Here is a 19,338-nt window from a genome sequence, read left to right as displayed (position 1 = left end):
CAAACTAAAACTCATTTAAAACTCTGACTTTAAGAATTAAATCTTCTATATTCTTAAAGTCTATATCTAGCAAATATTTTTCTTTTTGCAGATCTGTTGATTTATATACTCTAAAGTTTTCTACTTCACCAATAAAATCTACATCAAATACAGCATCCACACCCAAATCATAACTTTTAAAAGCTTTTAATGATTCTAGTCTATACAATTTATTCGCCTTAACTATATACGCTATATATGGATTGTATCGCTTATGTAGAGAGTGTGAACTTTGGAAAAAAACAAAATCTTCTTTACTATCACGATGCACAATCTTAACACTCTTATGTAAGGCTAATGAATAATCCAAGAAAATAACTTTTTTAAGCTTTTGCATACTCAAGATATTTTGTGTATCTTTTTGCACAATATCATTGGAACGATTAAGGGAAGCGTAACTTTGGTATAGATATAACATCATGATAGAAAGAATAGAAATTGAGATAATAAGTTCTATAAGAGTAAACGCTTTTCTTTGTATCATTGAAGACGTACCCTGAGCAGCGAAACTGAAAAAGCATCTGTTTTTAGCGTACTTGTCCCTATCTCTAAAGACATTTCTGGAGTTTCTGTTATCTCTTCGTCTGTTGCATCTGTTGATTCACTTAAATCAATCACATCAAGTTCCGAATATATTACTTTTATTTTTGTATTTTTAAGTTTTCGTCGTAATTCATCTCGCATATCAAAATCACTCAGTAAATCATATAGAGTTGTACTTTTATTTTCAAATCCATACTTTTCATTCCCCATCAAAAAAGAGCTGTACTGATTTGTTTTTATTTTACTTTTAAGCGAGATAAAAATGTGCGTATTATTTGCATACATTTGAATTAATGCCATAATAACTACAGAAATGATCATTACTGCAATCATCACTTCGATGAGTGTAAATCCATCTTTGAAACTAATCTCTTTAGTCATTTCCTAAACCGATACGAATCGCTTCATCCAAGGATGTTCCACCCTCTTTAAGCATCTGTAGTAATTGTAAAGAGATAGTTTTCAAACCATCTTTTTCTAACTCTGTCCTAATGGTATGCTCATCTGTCGTTGTTTTGAGTAGCTCTTTTACTCTGTCGTTCATAACAAGTAATTCACCAATCGATCGACGCCCAGAATAGCCGCTATATCCACATACTCTACATCCCTCAGCTTTATATATTTTTGTGTCAATATCAATATTATAATCATCTGCGAACTCTTCAGCAATGCTGTCTTCAACTTTACACTCATCACACAAAACACGAACAAGCCTTTGGGCGAGAATGCCCAAAAGTGAAGAAGAGATTAAAAAGGGGGCTATTCCCATATCTGCGAGTCTTGAAATTGTAGCCGCAGCTGAATTTGTATGAAGAGTTGAAAAAACCAAGTGACCTGTTAGTGCTGCTCGAATTGCAATTCCTGCTGTTTCTTCATCACGAATTTCACCAATCATAATAACGTCTGGATCTTGCCGTAAAATAGAACGCAGTGCAGAAGCAAAAGTGAGCCCTGCTTTTTCATTCACTTGAATTTGAGCGATATTATCTGATTTATATTCTACAGGATCTTCAACAGTTAAAAGGTTTTTATGAGGTTCTTCAACCTCACGTAAAAATGAGTGAAGAGAGGTTGTCTTACCACTACCAGTTGGCCCTGTTACTAGTATTATTCCATGAGATGCACGGAGTAATTTCTTTACTTCACCAATGAGTGAGTTATGGAAACCAAGTTCAGTAATATCAGGAATTTGAGAACTTTGCATTAAGAGTCTCATTACCACTCGCTCTCCATAAAATGTAGGCAACACAGAAACCCGAACATCTAGTGATTCTCCAGCAATCTTAATCTGTGTACGACCATCCTGAGGAATTCTTTTTTCAGAGATATCGAGATTTGAGATTACTTTAATGCGACTTACAATGAGGTTCACAATTTTTTTATCAAGATCCGCATTTTTAATAAGCATACCATCAATTCTAAAACGTACTTCACCACGCTTTTCTTGTACTTCTATATGAATATCCGAAGCTCTCTTTTTTACAGCCTGATAAAAAAGAGCATTAACGAATTTAATGATAGGCGCAGATTCTTCACTCGTTAAAATATCAGAAGATGTACGTAAAAAATCTGTTAGCGATATATCTTCTTCACTATCACCCGTAGTATCTTCTTGCATAGTTTCCATCGTTCTATCAGAACGAAGCTCTAAGAATCTATTGTAGAGTCTATCATACGAGTCTTCGTCAAGGATTACTAAAGGATATTTTGTTTCAAGTTTATTGTAGTAGTTACTTGCATCAGTAAGATATCTTTCACACATCAGTGCAGTAATTTTACCATCTACCTCACTAAATAAAAGAGAATTTTTAACGCTTAGCTCTGTGGATAATTCTTCTGGCTCATATACTTCCAAATGTAAATCATGGCAAGGGTCTAGTTTTAACATCTTAGCTATTCATCCAAATCATCAATCTCAACTTCTTCAAGCTCAATTGGATTAGATTTCTCTTTTAGGTTTTTAAATACTTCTACATTATACTCTTTTTGGAGTTTTGCCACATACCCAAGTTGTTTTTGAAGCTCTGAAAGATTTTCACTTTTATCTATTACATATGGAGTTAATACAACAACTAAATTTGTTTCTTCCTCATCCGTAGAGCTTGATTTAAACAAAGCTCCTAAGTAGGGAATATCACCTAATAATGGAACCTTACTTTCATTTTCTACATCAACATTTTTCACTAGCCCACCAATGATAACACTTTCTGCATGACGTAAAATAACCTGTGTTTTTACTTCTTGCTTTGATGTTACAGGTTGTTCACCAGTTGCCGCATCACCAAAACTATCTACACTTTCTAAAATTGCTTCCACTTCCAATGTAACTTTATCTTTAGAAGAAACGCGTGGTTTAATTTTTAAAGTAAGCCCTACATCTTCTCGTTTAAAACTATTTGTTACACCAGTAAGTCCTCCTGTTGATACACTACCACTTGAAATAGATATTGTTTGACCTACATATATAGATGACTCTTTATTATTAACACAAAGTATAGATGGATTAGAAATTGACTTTGAAGCGTCATTTTTCTCTAAAAAATCTATTGCTGCATGTAACCCGAACCCAGTAGTTAGAGCAGAGGGTAGTGTAATACCTGCAGCTGTTAGAAAAGAAGTATTTACACTAGTTCCACCCATATTAGTTGAGAGTTGGTAAAGACCTCCACTTGAAGAAACTGCTGCCCCATCAAAGCCATATTTAATGCCTAAATCTTCTGTATTTTTTTTGTATATATTAATAATTCTGGCTGTAACATATACTTGATATTTTTCTTTATCTAATTCTTCAATAATTTGAACAATACCTTTAATAATCATAGGACTCCCTACAATTACAATTGCATTAATTTCATCACTAAAAGTAACATTTGGTTTTTTCGATGGATCTGCAAATTTTTGTTTTGAGATTATCTCATTGAGTGTAGTAAGTACCCCTTTAGCATCTGAGTTTTTAAGCTTGTACACCCTGATCTGTTCATTGTTTGTGGCTTTTATATCTAGTTTCTTTACTAGTTCTTCTACTTTTAAAACATTTTTTGCAAGCCCTACTATTATAAGTCCATTTATACTGTCATCTAAAATAATTTTTACTTGCTCATTTATGATTTTGTCATTGAATAAAGATTTTCCTATGTCTACAAGCTTCGTATGTAATTTTTTAGCATCAGTATGTTCTATATGAATAACTTTGACGATAGACTTATTATTTCTAACAATATCTTTCATAACTTGCTTAATTGTCTCTATATTTTTAGGGTAGTCAGTTATTAGAAGAGTGTTTGATTCTTTCATTGTCATTAATTTTGCTGTTTTTGAGATAAGATAGCGTACTTTTGCAGCAACAACATCAACATTTTCACCCTCTACTTTTATAACCTGAGTAACCATAAGAGAGCCATATGCCTTTTGTCCAGTTTTCTTTACCTGTGCATTATGTTTTGCAACTTCAGTAGAACGTATCACTTTATATATGGATCCATCCCTTATAAGGGTAAATCCCTTTGACTCCAAAACAGAAACTAAAATACCTAACAACTCATCGTCATAAACAGGTGTGGTACTAATAAAATTGACCGTACCCTTGATACTGTTGTTTATTAAGATATTTTTATGTGTTACTTTGGATATTAATTTTATAAAATCCTCTATCTCTAAATTTGAAAAATTAACATTTACTTGCTCTCTCATTTTTTTTACAGTTTCTTTTTTTCCTACATTATAGTTATCTTCAAGTTTTTCCGAACTTATTTTATTAACAAAGGCGCTAGGGTTTGTTCTTTTAATTATGTTTAGAAGACTATTTGAAGCTTTAAAACCAGGAAATGGTTCTAATATTGTTATAAATGAATTACCAGAGTGTCTAGCAATCAATTGTAAATTATACTTTTCTTGCAATTGAATGTACTTTTCTTCAGATGCTAAAGCATTTTTTATATTTTCCAGTCCATTATTTGCTTTGGATTGAGAACCATACGTCCCTATAATAATTTTATACTCATCTGAAGCACTTACTATAGTTAATAAAATTGATAACAATATAAATAATCTCATATATTTTTCCTTCTTTTAATCATACTAAAAACACCTTTATATTTTGTATACTATTGAATTTCATACGCTAACTCTTGTTCTTCGTTATTTCTTAAAACAACTATCTGGATACTCTTAAGAGTGTCTATCTCTTTATACAGCTTCAAAGCTTGTTTATAAGAAGTCATTTCCATATTATTTACTCGTATTATAAGGTCATTTTTTTGAAGTCCTAATTTAGCTATTTGAGAGTTTCTATTCACTCTGGTAACTTTAAAACCTTCAACTTTATTTCCTTTTTTAACCTGAGTAATGGCAATATCATTCCATATTTTTTTAGGATTCTTTGCATACTCTTTTATATCTGATTTAGATACTTTTTTAGGTAGGGAATTGTCAATATATTGCACTGGTTTTATAAACGATTTAGCATTTTTCCTTCCCTTCCCTGCAAACATTTTAAGTACGTAATTTTTTGTATTTTTTCTAAAAACCACACCATCCGCTAAAATCTCTTTTAATTCATAACCAGCAAATACTTCACCCACAGATATTACGGATGTTTTGGTAGGAGAAGACTTCAACGCTACAATTGCAAAGCCCTTATACTTACTTCCATAAAGACCTTTTAGTAACATATTAGTAATGTTAGTGCTCGTATGATTTTTTTGAGTTACTGGAGTCTTTATCCTTCGATTAGAAGTCGTTATCATATTACTAAAATCAACTCTTTGATACTTTGGTCTATAATTTTCATCAACTTTAAGTTCAATTCCATCATTTGGTAAAAACCACCAAAGAAGTAAAGCAATAGCTTTTGCAACTGCTAAAAGCACTAAAAGTAATGTTGCAACACCTAATAAATAGGGCTTAGAAAGCTTTGTCATAAATATACTCTCCATTCTCTTGCTTTTTCATCATCAAAAGTGTTCTTTTATACTTTTGTAACATTAATTTTGATGGTCTTATAGTTGCACTTATATTTCTATCTAGCAGATGAATTTCTGCACTAGCACTACCAAAATCTCCATTTGCCTTAGCCATAACTTCGAGAGGTTTAAAAATACTGTAACTCATTTCAGCATCTTTTATGTGTAAAGGAAAAAATGATCCCAAAATACTTTCAAGTGTAATATCTTCAATATATATAGAATTATAAGCTACAAAGACTTTGACCTTTACACTTTGTATACTCGCGCTCTCTATAGAATCGAAAGAAACATCCACATGATTAAGTTGTAATGAAAAACCATTATCTAAAACCTCTTCATGGGATAAAATTATTTTGTGTTTTTCTAATTCCTGTTCTACATAATAATAGCTGCTAACTTTTGGCATAAAGTACATAAGTGCCAAAATAAAAAAAGTAATATATCCACCTACTTTTAGTATCCTTACCATTTTATCTCCATATGCAGACTAGCCTTCGTATCGCTTCTTTTTTTAATTTTCAATGATGCAAGATTATAAGAACCATTTAAAATCTTACTCATCAATGAATTCAAAGCTAGTGTGTCTAGACTTTCCGCCGTAATTGTTATACTTGTTTTTCCTATGGATTGATTAATATTTGATGACTTCAAAGAGTATTGTTTTAAAATTGTTCCTATGGATCTTCTCACACCTTCTTTATCTGAATATATTTTATTCAATCCTTTAAGCTTATTTGTTAATACAGAAGTCTCTTGAAAATTTTCTTTAGCTTTATGTAACTCTTCTTTAGCTTTGAATAATTCAAAAGTTACAAATATAAAAAGCACTAATAAGAGTGTTATTATATGTAATGGATTTACATTTTTCATACACTCATCTCCACTTGCCATATATCAGACTTGAAACGTGTTTTAAGCTTTACGCCATGCTTGTTTAATTCTTTTTCTATTTTTACTTGTGTTCCTTTAACAATTCCGGTAAATTCAACTATTAACTTCTTGCCTTTTAAATGGACTAAAGAAATTTTTTGAGTATCTTCTAAGTTCATAGATAACATATATCCCATATACTTGCGAACTCTCATTTGTCTTTCATGTAAAGAGCTATAATCTTTAAGCATTGACCTATTTTGCATCATTGTTGCTTTAAGAGAGTGCTTAGTAAATAAATTATCTTTTAGGTCTTGTATCTTTAGTGTCTTATCATGTACTATAAAAAATTCTACTGAGAGTAAAACTATAAGTAAAGAAAATATCCCTACCAACGTATAAAGACTTTTACTGTTTACAATATGTCCAAACTGATTAAGTCTTATATTGTGTTTAGAAAGGGTTCTATTATTTATATCTAAACTTTCTTGTGCATCAAAAAAAGAGCTAGGAAGTAAAATCACGAGATCATTTTTAACGTATAAACTTTGATTTTCATCTATTGCTATAGGATTAGAAATAGTATCAAATTCACTTTGACTCAAATAAATATTATTTAGCTGAGAAGAAGAGATCCCTTTGTTTTTTAATAGATCTAAAACCACTTTATCTTCATAGGCAAATATAAAAAAGTCATTACCTTTTTTATATGCATGATAGCTATAGTTCCCAGTAGGGAGAATGTCCTCAAACAAAGAAACTAAAAGAGGTTTTACATCTCTTATATATTTTACAGGTAAAGCAACTTTTTTAACCCAATATAAAGATGGAGATATAATAACATTGACTTTATCTTCTATTTCAAATTTTTTGGAGTGCGTGTCTAAAAATATTGTATCAATCTTCTGATTAAACTTCAAAAACAAAATTAGACCCCTTTTTCAATTGTGTATTATACTCAAATCTAATGTTAGAGATTTTATCTTTATGCATAATTTGTATATTTACATCCAAATAATGCTCAAAAATACTTGAGTTAAACTTTGAAAGATTTATTTGTTCTTCAGCACTTAACTCTAATTTAAATTCTTCTATAGTTTGAAAAACATCTTCCCTTAAACTTAACTCTTGAGCTCTCATCGTATCACACCCTAAAAGTATCTCATACGTTGATGCCGTAGCAAAATTTAAATCTATAGAGCTGTTAGTATCTTTTGAAGTATAAAAAATCTCTTTCGTATCTGTATACTTGAAGTTAGCATCATGATAAGAATTTACATAAAATTCATTAATCATTTGAAGATGTTTAGAAGATGATATATAATCTCTAAAAGCATAAGGATGTACATTAAAAATATCTGTCACATAAGTCTGATCTTCTTTTACCCCACTCATAGAGTCTACAAGAATGTCCCCATACACAGTATTTATAGATTTCCTACTCAAGAAAAGTTTAAAAGCATCTAATCTATCTTTATCTTTTAAAGCATTTGGATTTATTCTAGATCGTGCACTACTAAATTTGATAACAACTTCAACTCCATTACTTTGGAATGGAATAACTTCCGATGTTAATAAAAATGTTGACAAATCTACTGCGGAACCTACTTGTTCTAATTCTTTTAATGTTTGTAGTATACGCAGTACATCATCTAAGATTACCGTAGTTTGAAAAAGAAACTGCTCTTTTTCAATACTTTTTGCACTCTCATTTATATACTTTAGTCCCACTCCAACACTAAGTGTTATAAGCATAATGAAAAATACAGTTACAAGGAGTGCTATCCCTCTATTAGCTATCATCTACTGTATGCTCATAGAAAATATAGGCAAAAGCATTGCCGCGACTATAAAACCGATGCTACCCCCTACAAACAACATCAAAGCTGGTTCTAAAAGTGTTAAAAGGGTAGAAATTTTATCACGATTTTCATCAAAATATAATTCGGACATATTTGTAAGTACATTTTCAACTTCCGATGTCTCTTCACCTAATGCAATAGACTGTATAAATGCATAATCTATCTTTGTATTTGAATCATTTAAAGCCTTAGAAAGTAACTTTCCCTCCACTACTGTTTTAGAGGCATCAGTAAAAAGTTCTTTTATAACAAGGTTATTGAGTATATTTGCACTTAAATTAACTGTTTGTACAAAAGGAACTCCAGAACGAGTAAGAAGTGATGCCATATACGCGAACCTTCCAAGTTCACTTTTTTGAATAATCTCCCCAAATAAAGGCATTCTTAGTAGTATCTTATGAACTCCGTACTTAAATGAGTAACTCTTCTGCATCATTATGCTAAAAGAAACAATAATAATAAAGATGAATCCAAGTATAGCTGTAAAATTATTGCTAAAAAAGTCTCCTATTGCTATTACAACTATAGTAGGTGTTGGAAGTTCTTGGTCCATACTTTCAAATATTCCTGTAATCTGAGGCACTACAAAAGTAAGCATAAAAGATATCATTAATAAAGAGACAATTACCATAAACATAGGATAGGAAAGTGCTGATTTGATTTCTTTGTTTATTTTGTCTTGTTCTTTTAGAAATCTTGATAGTTCCATCAACACATCATCAAGTAAACCACCATTTTCACTTACTTTAATCGAATGTTTAAAAAATTCTGGAAGTTCTATAACACTTTGCGTTTCTAATGCAGTATAAAAATCTTTTCCCTCATCAAGGTGTGTACTCACTGTTACTAAAAAAAGTTTCATTTTTTTATTTTGTTCATAATGTGATTGGATTATTTTCAAAGCAGATACAATTGTAATACCAGAACGAATATACATAGACAGTTCACGAGAAAGCGCAGACAACTCTTTGGCTGATATTTTGTACTTTCTAGTAAAGTCAATGTTATCAAATAGAGATGCGGAATCCTCTTCGATACTCTGATAGATAATATTTTTGGCTTTAATCTTACTTTTAGCTTCTTCTAAAGATATAGCTTCTAGCTTTTCTTTAACTGTTTTGCCTGTAGAATCAATCCCTTTATATTTAAAAATCATTGCTTAACTTCTCTCATCAAATCTTCTCTTGCCTCTTGTGCTTCAGCCATCGAACTATATACTTGTACTTTACTAAAGTAACTTGTATAATCATAAAATTTCTCTTTAAATTCTACTAAAACTTGGGAACCAACCCCAGATTTAGCAACTTCATAAGAAAAACAAACATCTTCCTCTACATCTTCAACATTAAAATACACTTCTTGTTCTATCTTTGTATACCCATATAAAGCATCGTACCTGTATACTTTAATATCTTCATCTACAAAATCTTCTATACTCTTATATTTTTGAGTATCAACCAAAATATCACATTCTGAACAATCATCAAGACAAAGTATTTTGACACTTTCTTCATGCTCAATAGATAATAAATATTCTTTTAGATTTTTGAGAGTTAGCTTTGTCTTTTCCTCAGCAATACTGTTAAAATTACCCACAACAAGAGTATAAACAACTCCAATTATCATAATTACAATAAGCAGCTCAATAAGAGAAAAAGCTTTATGTTTCACTAGCTTATTTACACCCACTCATCTTAATGTCAGCAGCTTCATCTTTACCACCCTCTTTCTTATCTGCAGCCAGAGAGATTATTTCTATCTTCCCATCATCATTAAGATAGATAAAATTATTTCCCCATGAATCTTTTGGAAGTTTAGAATCTTTAAAGTAGCCACTAGAAGAATAATTTGAATACTTATCGCTATCTGGATTAGCCACTAATGCTTCAAGACCTTCACTTGTAGATGGGTATAAAGAATTATTTACTTTAAACATATCTAACGCACCATTATAAATAGATTTCATTTGAACACAAACTAGGTTACGCTTTGCTTCTTCACCCTTACCAGTAAGACTTGGCATTACCATTGCCGCTAAAAGTCCTAAGATGACAATTACTATCATTAGTTCTATAAGTGAAAATGCTTTTCTTGCTTTATGTTGCATAAATTTTACCTTTGTATTTTACTTGCAATTATAGTTAAAAAAGATGTTACTATATTAAAGTTGCAAAATGATTACTGAACTATTGAGTTATATATTCTTCGCACTCATAGCAAGTTTTGCCCAGGCTGAATCTGGATCAGCTTCTATAGCCCCATCATACGCTTTAGCTGCATCAGCTTCTCTCCATAATTTCGAGTAAACTGTACCAAGTAAGTATTTTTGTCTTGCTCGATCACGGTTGTTCAATTCAACTGTATCTAATGACTTTATCACGTTAAGTGATTTTTCTAAGTCTTTTAAATCCAAATATGTTTGGTAAAGTGTAAACTCTACAAATGGACTTTGGGCATATGAAGAAGATGTATTTTGAATTTTCATAACTTCTTCAGCGTATTTAATCACTATCACATTGTCTTTCTTTTTATTCCCAATACTCATAATTTCTACGTAACGTTCTATATCTCTATAGTCACTTCCAAATATTTCTTGAATTCTCATCATTACGTCAAGCAGTTTCTCTTTCTCTTCTAAACGTTGATATGAATCAAATAACATTCTATATACATCTTTGTAAAACAACTCTTTCTCATCTTCAATCAAGATAATTAATTCTTTTGCAGGCTCTATAATATCGCTATAGTTTCCTGTTTCAAAGTCAACTTTTATATATCGATACAACCATTTTTTTCTCAACTCAATATTTTTTGAGCTTAAGTTTCTTTTCGCAATTTCTTTAGAGAGTGTAAAATTAGATCCAATCATCGCACATTCGTATATTCCATTATCCCAATCATTAGAGAGAGTTACATTATAATCATGCGATATATCTAAAACTTCTTGACACTTTTTTTCGCCAAGTGCAATTTTCATAACACCTACTGCCGCATCTTTAATGATTACATCAGTATCCACATACATATCTTCATCCAATGAGAGTATCGTTTCTTCAAAGTCTAACACCTCTGAGAACTTCCTATTCTCAAGTAAAAGTTTTGATTTCTCATATATAGCACGATAGCCAATGGTATCATTTTTATATTCTTCTATGAGGGAATTGTATTCTGTAAGCTTTACAGTAAAGTTACCATCGCTTGTATCAAAAAAGAGCTCATCTTTTGCAACTTCTATCATCTCTTCGTATGTACCATACTTATACTGTGCAATATACTCATTTAAAGCCTCAAGAGCTTTATTTTTGTCTTCAGTGTGTGTAAGCCACATTGCTTTTTCTTTCATGAGGTTCTCGTGTTCATCATGTCTTTTGTCTGTAGCATCTGTAATCGATTTTGCAATTGCCGATGCTGTTACATACTCTTCATTGTCGCCAAGTTTATACATAAGATTCATACTTGTTACTAAATCATCAATAAAAAATGCTGGTTTAGCATCGACAATTTTCATAATATACTTAGAACCCTCTTTCATATTACCTGTCATGATATAATATTTTGCGAGGCTATACGCAGCCATTGCTGCTGTTTCAACTCGAGTAGTCTCATTTAAAGCTCTTTTATAGTAACTTATTGCTTTGGATGATGCACCGGAAGATTCTAGCATTTCACCAAGATAAATAAAACCTAATTTTGAGTACTCAGAATTTTCATGCTCACTAAATAGCCTGTCAAAAAAGTAATCTGCATCCGTACTCATTCCAACTTTATGGTAAGAATATGCCAGTAAAGATAAAACCTCTGGAACATTTTCATCTGAAGAATACTCTTTTAAGTACATTTTTGACATCTTAATTACATTATCATGATCATTAACCTTGGAATACACTCTAATCTTGTAAAAAATTAATTCTGCATTAAAAAGTGAATTCGGATAACCTTCCATTACCTCTTCAATAAGTTCTAAACATCTTTCATATTTTTTATCTTCGTAGAGTTTTTTAATTTTCAAATAATCTGTTACGTCCCCTACTCTTTTTATATGTACAGGATCCCCTTTAATATCTAAACTTCCAACAAATGGTAAGTTATCTGTTTCGAGTTCAAATGGAAAATTAATAGAAGAGTCTACAATAGGTTCTTTTTTTATAAATGGTAATTTTGTCTTGTAGCCCACAATCATCCAGTGTTTGGCTAAAGATACATCTACTTGATACATTGCTTTATTTTTCGTCATGTCAAAGATCATCGGATAGAGCTTTATTTTATAATAAGGTGTGATTATTAAAAAAAAAGTTTTTTTCTTAAGTACATTTTCTACTTTAAAAAAGCTGTTTTGTATAAGTCTCATCTTTCTTGGTGGTTTTTTAGTAAAAGCACATACTATTTTTGTAACGATTTCAAAATCATCTTTTGTTTCTTGACAAAGAAAAGGAGTGTTTTCTTCTAGGTGAAGTGTAGAGTAAGGAGAGAAGTTTTCTTTTGCACCAGTTATCGATAACTCTAGTGCAAATAAATTGAAAGTTAGAAGAGAGAAGAGTAGTATTTTCAACAATAGTTCTTCTCCCTTATTTTATGTCTTAGTACCCGCTATTATACACAAATGCTGTAATGAATTCTAAGAGTGGATTTAAAGCTGTAAAAGCAAATATAGTTCCTATCGCTGCAAAACCAATGATTGATTTTAAAGCTAGAGAAGCATTTGCTGCGTATGTATCAGCTGTAATTCCATCAACTGGCTCTTTCATAAACATATATACTATGAGTTTTAAGTAATAGTATCCAGCGATAGCAGAGTTTAATGCCATAACAAGAGCTAAAACTGTGTACCCAGAAGTTACTGCAGATGAGATTATATACAGTTTACCCCAAAATAAAGCAAATGGTGGTAATCCTGCAAGACTTAACATAAACAGACCCATAACAAGTGCTGCCATTGGTGAAGTCTTAATCATACCTGCAAACTTATCATATCCATGATCAGATGATTGACCTGGAAGTAAATCTTTTTGACGTGTAATCCATAACATACCAAAAGCACCAAGATTAGTGAAACTAAATAGTACCCAGTAAAGGAAAAGCGCTGTATTTGATTGTGTAGTACCAATCAATATTGCAGCCATAACAAATCCAGCATGAGAGATAGAAGAGTATGCTAACATTCTCTTCACATCACTTTGAACTAGTGCCCAAATATTTGATAACGTCATAGTAATAACAACAACAATATAAAGAACGATCTCTAGCCAAACAACACCACTGTGAATTAAAAATTCAAAGAGTCTCATAGCGACTACAAAAAGTGCTATTTTTGGTACGATAGAAATAAAACCTGCCATTGCCGCAGAAGAACCTTCATAGATATCTGGTGCCCACGTATGAAAAGGAACAAGAGCTACTTTAAATCCAATCGCAGCCAACATAAATACAGTAGCAATTAAAACATAAGGCATATCAGCGTAGTCATTAGCAGCAAGAACTGTAGCTATTTGGTTAATTTCAACAGAACCTGTAAGTGCGTAAAATACCATTGAACCAAACGAGTAAAAGCCAGCTGCAAGTGCACCCATAGTGAAGTACTTTACCGCTGCTTCAAATGACTTCTCACGATTGTGCATAGCAATCATAGTATAGATTGCTAATGAAGATGTCTCTAAAGCTACAAATATAAGGATTAAAGAATCTGTCGCAACCATAAACTGTAATGATGCAATTGTGAACAAGAACATTGCAAAAAATTCAGGATATGAAGATTCATGAAACTTTTTACCTGATAACGCTAAAGGAATAAAAAAGATAGATGCGCCAACAATGATAAACTGCGAAAGAATCGCTAAACCATCAATAAGCATCATATCAAATACACCCATAACTGTACCCTCAGTTGCAAATACATTTGAGGCAGTTAAAAGAACAGAAAAATCAATAAATAAGAAAAGGATACTTATTGCAACATATAATGTTTTATCAAGTCCACCTTTAAATATATCTATACATAGAATTAGAAGTGCCCCAATTACTGGTATTAACATTGGATACAGAGTCACTAAATTTAATGACTCTAAAGAAATATTTACTGGCTCTAACATTAGTGTGCCTCCTTAGAAGATGTAGCCGCACCTTTTACAAGGTTGGGGATTCTACTTTTAGCTTCATCAGTGATTGATTTATCATGCATCAATTGCACAATTGACTCTACTGAATTGTTAATTGGCTCTAAAACTGGTTTAGGATAGATCCCTAACCATACTGTAATAATTGCCAATGGAATTAAAGCTACTAACTCTCTTTTATTAACATCTGGTAAGTTTTTATTTTTTTCATTTGTCACTTCACCGAAGAACATTTTTTTGTATGCCGCTAACATATAGATAGCTCCAACAATAATTGCAATTCCAGCTAAAAGAGTTAAGATATGAGATTGTTGATAGAATCCAAGTAAACTTAAAAACTCTCCAACAAAGTTAATCGTTAATGGCATACCAACTGACGCCATCATCATTAAACCGAAGATAGTTGCGTATCTTGGCATTACTGATGCAAGACCACCAAATTCACTCATTAGCTTTGTATGACGTCTGTCATAGATAACACCAACAAGTAAAAACAGAGCACCTGAAACAACACCGTGAGCAATCATTAAAAAGATTGAACCTGTAATTCCTTCAACATTTAATGCAAAAGTACCAAGAATAATTACACCCATGTGTGATACTGAAGAATACGCAACAACTTGTTTAACATCTTCTTGAGCGTATGCAACCATTGCAGTATATACAATCATAATAATAGCAAGTATTGCTATTGGGAACATGAAAAATGTTGCTGCATCTGGAAACAATGGTAGTGAAAAACGAATAAATGCGTATGTACCCATTTTAAGTAAAATTGCCGCTAGTATTACAGAACCAATTGTTGGTGCTTGACCGTGAGCATATGGTAACCATGTATGAAATGGAAACATAGGAACTTTAATAGCAAAACCAATAAAGAAAGCTGCAAATAACCATAATTGAAAATTCTCAGGAAGAATAAGTCTATACCAATCAAGAATAGCAAAAGACCATACACCAGTCGCTTGCTGATAGAAGTACGCCATAAATAACATACCTACTAACATTACCAATGAACCAGCAAATGTATAAAGAAAGAATTTAACAGATGCATATATACGTAATGGACCACCCCATGCACCAATAATATATAACATTGGCACAAGTGAAAGCTCCCAGAACACATAAAACAAAATAGCATCAAGTGCAGCGAAAACACCTACCATTGTCATTTGAAGCATTAAAAGAGTAATGATCATGTTCTTTACATTTTTTGTATCTGTTAAAGAAGCAATACCAATCATAGTAAAGAAAGCTGCTAAAATGATAATGAAAAGAGAAATCCCATCAACACCTAAAAGGTAGCTAATTCCAAAAGATTCAACTAAAGGAAGTTGCTCCATAAATTGCATACCAGATACATTATTATCAAATGAATACCATAACCATAATGATAGAGCAAATTCTATAATAGATACAGAAACACCATAAGCACGCATGCTATCTTTATGAATCATAAATCCAAAGATACCTGCTACTGCTGGAAAGAAAATTAAAATCGATAAAATATTATCTAACATATATTACGCTCCTAGACTTGATGAAAAAACTTTAATTTCATCAAAGTATTTTACTGCTAGTCCAAAAACTACAGCTAATGATAAAAGAGTTACAAGACCCGATACCATCCATTTAAGCATAGTAGAAAGATTACCACTTTGCATTGCTCTAGTATTCTCTCCAGTTGAAAGAAGAACATTAGCTATCCCATCAACAGTTGCATCTACTATTTTCATATCTACTTGTTTCCAAAGAACAGTCGATAATTCTCTATATGACTTAACAAGATATTCTTCATAAAAATAAGGAATATAATACTGGTTAATTAATAATTTATACGCAAAACTATTTTCCATTTTAGATGTTCCATCTGGAACTTTAATACCTGGAGCCATATATTTTTTGTATGCGAAGAAAATTGACAATATTACAAAAAGTTGTGTACCAATAGTCATAATCCAATACGTAGTAGCTGAATGAACATGATACTCTGTAGCTGGAAGTAACTGTGTAACCATTTCAAAATAAGGCATCTTCATAGTAAAACCAGCAATAATCGCTAGAATTAAAAGTGGACTCATCGCAACAAGCATAAACTTATATGCTTCATGTGGGTGAAACCCAAGTGCTGTATGACGATCTTCACCGTGGAAAATAAGTGCAATAATTCTAAATGAATAGAATGCAGTTAAACCAGCAGTTAAAAGAAGAACTGTATAGATAATAAAGTGATGATCAATAAATGCAACTTCTAAGATTAAATCTTTTGAAAAGAATCCTGCAAGTGGAAAGATACCAGCAAGTGCAACAGATGCTAATGTCATCATTATCATCGTTATCTTCATAGTTTTTCCAAGTCCACCCATTTTAAATGGATCTAACTCACTATTCATTGCATGCATAACATTACCGGCACCAAGAAATAATAATGCTTTAAAAAATGCATGAGCCATTAAGTGAAATAATGCAACCCAATAAGCACCAAGACCAGCAGCAGCAAACATATACCCTAACTGAGAAAGTGTTGAATATGCGATTACTCTTTTGATATCACGATTTACAAGTGCCATACTTGCTGCAAAAATTGCAACAAAAGCACCAAGAGAAGCGATAAATAAACCAATATGTGGGATAAGTGCGTATAACTCATTTGACCTAACCACAAGATAAACCCCAGCAGTAACCATAGTGGCAGCGTGAATAAGTGCAGAAACGGGGGTTGGACCTTCCATCGCATCAGCAAGCCACGTATGAAGTGGAAACTGTGCAGATTTACCCATAGCACCAATGAAAAGAAAGATTCCTATCCATGTTAATGTTTCTTGATCAAGGAACTGCATTGCTGCAAAAGATTCAGTGTACTGAAGAGTACCTGTATTCCAAAATACTAAGAAGATTCCGATAAGCATTCCAAGGTCAGCAATACGGTTCATAATGAACGCTTCGTTTGCAGCCCAAGTAGCACTTTCTTTGTGATACCAAAAACCGATAAGAGCCCATGAACAAAGACCAACACCTTCCCAACCTATGAAAAGACCAGCAAAGTTATCGCTCATAACAAGTATCATCATTGAAAATACAAATGCCGATAACCATGCAAAGAAACGATTGAATGCTTTATCATGATCCATATAACCAATTGCGTATACGTGAACAATAGTTGAAACTAAAGTTACAACCATCATCATAGTTACAGAAATTTGATCAACAACAAAACCAAAAGGTATATAAAGATTACCCGTTGCCATCCATGTCATCATCTCTACGTGAACTACTTCACCGCCTGACAATATGTGTTGTAGTAAAATACTACTTGAAACAAAAGAAACAAACAATAATAAACTTGGGATTAACCCAGCTATTAAAGTTTTTTTACTTGCTCCAAATACAGCAGCAAACATTGATCCTGCAAATGGTGAAAATAGTGCTAGATATAAATATATTTCCATCAATTATCCTTTCATCGTTGACATTTGATCTAGGTCGATATTACTATGACGTTTGTGCCATAGAATTAATAAACCAAGTCCTACCGCAACTTCAGAAGCAGCGATTGCAATTACAAAGAATGCAAACATCTGACCTGTTAAGTCTCCATAGTAATGTGAAATCGCAGCAAAAGCAATATTTACAGAGTTTAGTAAAATCTCAGTTGCGAAAAATAGTAAAAGAAGATTCCTTCTTTTCATTACACCAATCAAACCTATTCCAAAAAGAATAGTTGATAATACTAAATAATGATTAAGTCCTATTTCCATCATGAAAAAATCCTTGGGTTAGTCTCTTCAATCTCTTCTTCACTCATCTCAGTAAGTGAAGTGTCCATTTTCTTACCAGCTAATACAATACCAGCAATCATTGCTACAAGTAACATGATCGCAGCTACTTCAAAAGGAACAAGGTACTTCGTAAAAAGAACCATACCCACATCTTGAGTATTACCAACACCCTCAGTCATTGGGTAAAGTGCTGTAATATTATCAGTTACCATTGGAGCAGCAAAAATTACAACTACTAAAACGGCTGCTAATATACTCAAGCCTGCAACAACATACTTATTTCCTTGCTTCTCTTTCACATCTCTTGTAGTATCAAAAAACATCATACCAAAAGCATACAGAGCCATAACAGCTCCAGAGTAAACAACGATTTGAATCGCACCTAAAAAGTCAGCACCTAGAATAAAGAAAAATGCTGATATAAATATCATTCCAGCTGCTAATGCAGTTAATGCGTGTAATGCTTGTGATGTTGTTACCGTAATAAAAAACATCAAAGCTGTTAAAAATGCAAACAGATAAAAAGCTATAGCTTCAAACATTCCCAATCTCCTTAATATGAAAGAGGTGTTTTTTTAACACGCTCTTCTTCATGTGGTGTGATAGCACCAAAACCTTCAAACTCTTTTTGAGTACCATTAGTCATCATTTCTAGTGGTGTTAACATTCCGTTATAATCAATGTAGTGTTCTCTTTGATCACTTCCATTTTCATATTCACCCCCATGAGTAATAGCTAACTCAGGACAAACTTCAGCACAGTATCCACAAAAGATACAACGGCCTAAGTTAATTGTGTATTCTGAAACCTCTTTACGAGAATTTTCATCTATCTTTGTATCCATTTGAATACAGTTAGAAATACAAATTTTCTCACAAAGTCCACAACCGATACATCTCTCAGCATCAGATTCCCATAATCTCTTCATTTCATGAACAGCACGATATCTTGGACCAATTGGCATCTTCTCAAGAGGATACTGAATAGTATGAATATCAAACTTAATCATCTCTCTTAAAACAACCCAAAGACCAACAAAGAGTTCGCCTCTAAAAGTTCTTTGTACAACACGCTTAAATTTACCCCAACCATCCGTAGGATAATCTTCGATATCTACTTTAAAGTAGCTATTACTTACATTTCTGTCGTTGAATGCTTCCATCTTCACCAC

19 protein-coding genes are annotated in these 19,338 nt (G+C 32.2%); all 19 read right to left on the bottom strand.

The window, feature by feature from the left end:
• Positions 1-4 precede the first annotated feature (4 nt).
• The 19 genes from ACI9TV_RS01340 to nuoI all read right to left on the bottom strand — a co-directional run bounded on the left by ACI9TV_RS01340 (position 5) and on the right by nuoI (position 19,335).
• The gene (locus ACI9TV_RS01340) at positions 5-523 is read right to left on the bottom strand and encodes a prepilin-type N-terminal cleavage/methylation domain-containing protein (RefSeq protein ID WP_415248962.1); all 519 of its coding nucleotides are present in this window, start codon (positions 521-523) and stop codon (positions 5-7) included.
• A complete protein-coding gene (locus ACI9TV_RS01335; RefSeq protein WP_415248961.1) occupies positions 520-963 on the bottom strand; it encodes a type IV pilus modification PilV family protein in 444 nt (147 codons plus the stop codon). The genes ACI9TV_RS01340 and ACI9TV_RS01335 overlap by 4 nt, the downstream gene beginning before the upstream one ends.
• Complete coding sequence (locus ACI9TV_RS01330) at positions 956-2,470, bottom strand: GspE/PulE family protein (RefSeq protein WP_415248960.1); 1,515 nt, start codon at positions 2,468-2,470, stop codon at positions 956-958. Before ACI9TV_RS01330 ends, ACI9TV_RS01335 begins: the two co-directional genes overlap by 8 nt.
• A gap of 5 nt (positions 2,471-2,475) precedes the next feature.
• Positions 2,476-4,635, bottom strand: coding sequence for a type II secretion system secretin GspD (gene gspD, locus ACI9TV_RS01325; protein ID WP_415248959.1), 2,160 nt, complete (start codon positions 4,633-4,635; stop codon positions 2,476-2,478).
• 50 nt (positions 4,636-4,685) lie between these two features.
• Positions 4,686-5,501 carry a PDZ domain-containing protein gene (locus tag ACI9TV_RS01320; RefSeq protein WP_415248958.1) on the bottom strand — a complete coding sequence of 272 codons (816 nt, stop codon included), beginning with the start codon at positions 5,499-5,501 and terminating at the stop codon, positions 4,686-4,688.
• Positions 5,485-6,015, bottom strand: coding sequence for a hypothetical protein (locus ACI9TV_RS01315; RefSeq protein WP_415248957.1), 531 nt, complete (start codon positions 6,013-6,015; stop codon positions 5,485-5,487). The genes ACI9TV_RS01320 and ACI9TV_RS01315 overlap by 17 nt, the downstream gene beginning before the upstream one ends.
• Entirely contained in the window at positions 6,009-6,437 is a 429-nt protein-coding gene (locus ACI9TV_RS01310) for a hypothetical protein (protein WP_415248956.1), read from the bottom strand. The genes ACI9TV_RS01315 and ACI9TV_RS01310 overlap by 7 nt, the downstream gene beginning before the upstream one ends.
• Entirely contained in the window at positions 6,413-7,336 is a 924-nt protein-coding gene (locus tag ACI9TV_RS01305) for a hypothetical protein (protein WP_415248955.1), read from the bottom strand. Before ACI9TV_RS01305 ends, ACI9TV_RS01310 begins: the two co-directional genes overlap by 25 nt.
• The gene (locus tag ACI9TV_RS01300) at positions 7,326-8,219 is read right to left on the bottom strand and encodes a hypothetical protein (RefSeq protein ID WP_415248954.1); all 894 of its coding nucleotides are present in this window, start codon (positions 8,217-8,219) and stop codon (positions 7,326-7,328) included. Before ACI9TV_RS01300 ends, ACI9TV_RS01305 begins: the two co-directional genes overlap by 11 nt.
• Positions 8,220-9,434, bottom strand: a complete 1,215-nt coding sequence (locus tag ACI9TV_RS01295) for a type II secretion system F family protein (RefSeq protein ID WP_415248953.1) — start codon at positions 9,432-9,434, stop codon at positions 8,220-8,222.
• The gene (locus ACI9TV_RS01290; RefSeq protein WP_415248952.1) at positions 9,431-9,949 is read right to left on the bottom strand and encodes a type II secretion system protein; all 519 of its coding nucleotides are present in this window, start codon (positions 9,947-9,949) and stop codon (positions 9,431-9,433) included. The genes ACI9TV_RS01295 and ACI9TV_RS01290 overlap by 4 nt, the downstream gene beginning before the upstream one ends.
• Before the next feature lie 4 nt (positions 9,950-9,953).
• Positions 9,954-10,385, bottom strand: coding sequence for a type II secretion system major pseudopilin GspG (gene gspG / locus ACI9TV_RS01285; RefSeq protein WP_415248951.1), 432 nt, complete (start codon positions 10,383-10,385; stop codon positions 9,954-9,956).
• A gap of 87 nt (positions 10,386-10,472) precedes the next feature.
• Positions 10,473-12,830 carry a tetratricopeptide repeat protein gene (locus tag ACI9TV_RS01280; protein WP_415248950.1) on the bottom strand — a complete coding sequence of 786 codons (2,358 nt, stop codon included), beginning with the start codon at positions 12,828-12,830 and terminating at the stop codon, positions 10,473-10,475.
• A 25-nt stretch (positions 12,831-12,855) separates the two neighbouring features.
• Positions 12,856-14,364, bottom strand: a complete 1,509-nt coding sequence (gene nuoN / locus ACI9TV_RS01275) for an NADH-quinone oxidoreductase subunit NuoN (RefSeq protein WP_415248949.1) — start codon at positions 14,362-14,364, stop codon at positions 12,856-12,858.
• Positions 14,364-15,908, bottom strand: a complete 1,545-nt coding sequence (locus ACI9TV_RS01270; RefSeq protein WP_415248948.1) for an NADH-quinone oxidoreductase subunit M — start codon at positions 15,906-15,908, stop codon at positions 14,364-14,366. Before ACI9TV_RS01270 ends, nuoN begins: the two co-directional genes overlap by 1 nt.
• A gap of 3 nt (positions 15,909-15,911) precedes the next feature.
• Positions 15,912-17,837: an NADH-quinone oxidoreductase subunit L gene (gene nuoL, locus ACI9TV_RS01265; RefSeq protein ID WP_415248947.1), complete on the bottom strand. Its 1,926-nt coding sequence runs from the start codon at positions 17,835-17,837 to the stop codon at positions 15,912-15,914.
• A gap of 3 nt (positions 17,838-17,840) precedes the next feature.
• Positions 17,841-18,149 (bottom strand): NADH-quinone oxidoreductase subunit NuoK, encoded by a 309-nt coding sequence (nuoK, locus tag ACI9TV_RS01260; protein WP_415248946.1) that lies wholly within the window; start codon positions 18,147-18,149, stop codon positions 17,841-17,843.
• Positions 18,146-18,709, bottom strand: coding sequence for an NADH-quinone oxidoreductase subunit J (locus tag ACI9TV_RS01255; RefSeq protein WP_415248945.1), 564 nt, complete (start codon positions 18,707-18,709; stop codon positions 18,146-18,148). The genes nuoK and ACI9TV_RS01255 overlap by 4 nt, the downstream gene beginning before the upstream one ends.
• Before the next feature lie 11 nt (positions 18,710-18,720).
• Complete coding sequence (gene nuoI / locus ACI9TV_RS01250) at positions 18,721-19,335, bottom strand: NADH-quinone oxidoreductase subunit NuoI (protein ID WP_415248944.1); 615 nt, start codon at positions 19,333-19,335, stop codon at positions 18,721-18,723.
• Between the last annotated feature and the right edge of the window lie 3 nt (positions 19,336-19,338).

The organism is Sulfurimonas sp., from assembly GCF_047622445.1.
In the GTDB taxonomy this organism is placed as follows: domain Bacteria; phylum Campylobacterota; class Campylobacteria; order Campylobacterales; family Sulfurimonadaceae; genus Sulfurimonas.
The sequence above is the reverse complement of the archived record's forward strand: the minus strand, read 5'-3'. Positions and strand labels throughout refer to the sequence as shown.

Excerpts from the sequence above, each read along its gene's own strand:
- ACI9TV_RS01255 (WP_415248945.1), bottom strand. The coding sequence starts at position 18,709 with ATGTTTGAAGCTATAGCTTTTTATCTGTTTGCATTTTTAACAGCTTTG.
- ACI9TV_RS01330 (WP_415248960.1), bottom strand. The coding sequence starts at position 2,470 with ATGTTAAAACTAGACCCTTGCCATGATTTACATTTGGAAGTATATGAG.
- ACI9TV_RS01300 (WP_415248954.1), bottom strand. The coding sequence starts at position 8,219 with ATGATAGCTAATAGAGGGATAGCACTCCTTGTAACTGTATTTTTCATT.
- nuoK (WP_415248946.1), bottom strand. The coding sequence starts at position 18,149 with ATGATGGAAATAGGACTTAATCATTATTTAGTATTATCAACTATTCTT.
- nuoN (WP_415248949.1), bottom strand. The coding sequence starts at position 14,364 with ATGTTAGAGCCAGTAAATATTTCTTTAGAGTCATTAAATTTAGTGACT.
- gspG (WP_415248951.1), bottom strand. The coding sequence starts at position 10,385 with ATGCAACATAAAGCAAGAAAAGCATTTTCACTTATAGAACTAATGATA.
- ACI9TV_RS01320 (WP_415248958.1), bottom strand. The coding sequence starts at position 5,501 with ATGACAAAGCTTTCTAAGCCCTATTTATTAGGTGTTGCAACATTACTT.
- ACI9TV_RS01315 (WP_415248957.1), bottom strand. The coding sequence starts at position 6,015 with ATGGTAAGGATACTAAAAGTAGGTGGATATATTACTTTTTTTATTTTG.
- ACI9TV_RS01270 (WP_415248948.1), bottom strand. The coding sequence starts at position 15,908 with ATGTTAGATAATATTTTATCGATTTTAATTTTCTTTCCAGCAGTAGCA.
- gspD (WP_415248959.1), bottom strand. The coding sequence starts at position 4,635 with ATGAGATTATTTATATTGTTATCAATTTTATTAACTATAGTAAGTGCT.
- ACI9TV_RS01310 (WP_415248956.1), bottom strand. The coding sequence starts at position 6,437 with ATGGCAAGTGGAGATGAGTGTATGAAAAATGTAAATCCATTACATATA.
- ACI9TV_RS01340 (WP_415248962.1), bottom strand. The coding sequence starts at position 523 with ATGATACAAAGAAAAGCGTTTACTCTTATAGAACTTATTATCTCAATT.
- ACI9TV_RS01335 (WP_415248961.1), bottom strand. The coding sequence starts at position 963 with ATGACTAAAGAGATTAGTTTCAAAGATGGATTTACACTCATCGAAGTG.
- nuoL (WP_415248947.1), bottom strand. The coding sequence starts at position 17,837 with ATGGAAATATATTTATATCTAGCACTATTTTCACCATTTGCAGGATCA.
- ACI9TV_RS01295 (WP_415248953.1), bottom strand. The coding sequence starts at position 9,434 with ATGATTTTTAAATATAAAGGGATTGATTCTACAGGCAAAACAGTTAAA.